Below are 1,299 nucleotides of genomic sequence, written 5' to 3' on the forward strand. Positions count from 1 at the left end.
TCTTTACCAAACTCTCTGCCGCTTCGCGTCACTACGAAGCGCTCGGTCGAGGCGCTGGCTACATAGAGCAATTTCTACGTTAGCTACTCGCATCCCAATCTGCCGAATAGCCGATTGCCAACACGATCCGTTTCTACTGGAGAAACCAAAAATGAGAATTATTCAATATGGCGTTGGAGCAATGGGTGGGTTGATGCTTCGCCTGCTCGCGAGACGCAGTGACGTATCCATAGTCGGCGCGATTGACTACGATCGAAACAAAATCGGGCGTGATCTTGACGACCTGCTTCAGGAACCGGCGCTCAACGGTATTCAGGTGTCGTCTCCAGAGACGATACACGAAATGAAGGCCGATGTTGCTCTCCACGCGACGACGGCTTTTGCGGCCGACGCATATCCCATTGTCGGATCATTAGTTGCAAGAGGCATCAACGTTGTCACTATAACGCAAGAGCTGTTCTTCCCGCTTGGTTCTAATGTCGGCATGGCAGAGGAGATTGATCGTCAGGCGAGGGCGGCAGGTGTACGCGTCACCGCTGTAGGTATTAATCCCGGATTTATACTCGACCTACTTCCAATCTCAGCGTCCTCGCCCTGCTGGGAAGTCAACCGAGTAGATGGACGGCGTATCGTCGACTTTTCTCCCTATGGACCAGACGAGATGAAGCACATTGGTGCGGGACTTACCGAATCCGAGTTCGCTTTGGGAGCCAAAGATGGCACAATTGGCCATATCGGACTCTTGGAAACAGCTGGCATGGTCGCAGTTTCAATGGGTCTTGAAGTTGACGAGCTCCAGCAAACCAAGTCGGCGATCATTACTTCGCGCCATCGGCGTACGTCTTATATCGAAATCGAGCCGGGTCGGGTTTGCGGCTTTCGCCAGTCGGTGGTTGGCCTTTCTAAGGGCGATGAAAGGCTCCGTTTTGAAATGGTCGGCATACTGGATCCCGACGATCGAGATGAACCCTTGGGAGACAGCGTCCGCATTAGCGGAAGCCCCTCGGTGGACTTGGTAGTCAAAGAGCAGATCTCTCAGCTTGGTGGACTTGGTACAGCTGCCGTTGCCGTGAACACAATACCGAGATTGCTCGATGCTGCGCCAGGGTTTTACACCTCGCAACAGTTGCGCACACCGTCGATCTGGCCGAAGTCGGAAAATCGTGCAGCCACCATTCGAACGAACACGACTGTACTCAGGAGTACTGGTGAACCGGTTTATTGAGCCCACTGGGGAACGGCCTTGAGGAAACAAAACCGGGATGGCGTGATAACTGCGCTGCAGCCGCGATACCCTAC

The 1,299-nt window shown here is 53.7% G+C and carries 1 protein-coding gene; it reads left to right on the top strand.

The window, feature by feature from the left end; translation table 11 throughout:
- Nucleotides 1-151: 151 nt before the first annotated feature.
- The gene (locus tag EOA24_RS38255; protein ID WP_127410842.1) at nt 152-1,225 is read left to right on the top strand and encodes a hypothetical protein; all 1,074 of its coding nucleotides are present in this window, start codon (nt 152-154) and stop codon (nt 1,223-1,225) included.
- Nucleotides 1,226-1,299 lie beyond the last annotated feature (74 nt).

Origin of the sequence: Mesorhizobium sp. M2A.F.Ca.ET.039.01.1.1 (assembly GCF_003998035.1) — a bacterium.
Classification (GTDB): domain Bacteria; phylum Pseudomonadota; class Alphaproteobacteria; order Rhizobiales; family Rhizobiaceae; genus Mesorhizobium.

What these genes read in the sequence shown, in the direction of transcription:
- EOA24_RS38255 (WP_127410842.1), top strand. Translation starts at nt 152, where the DNA reads ATGAGAATTATTCAATATGGCGTTGGAGCAATGGGTGGGTTGATGCTT.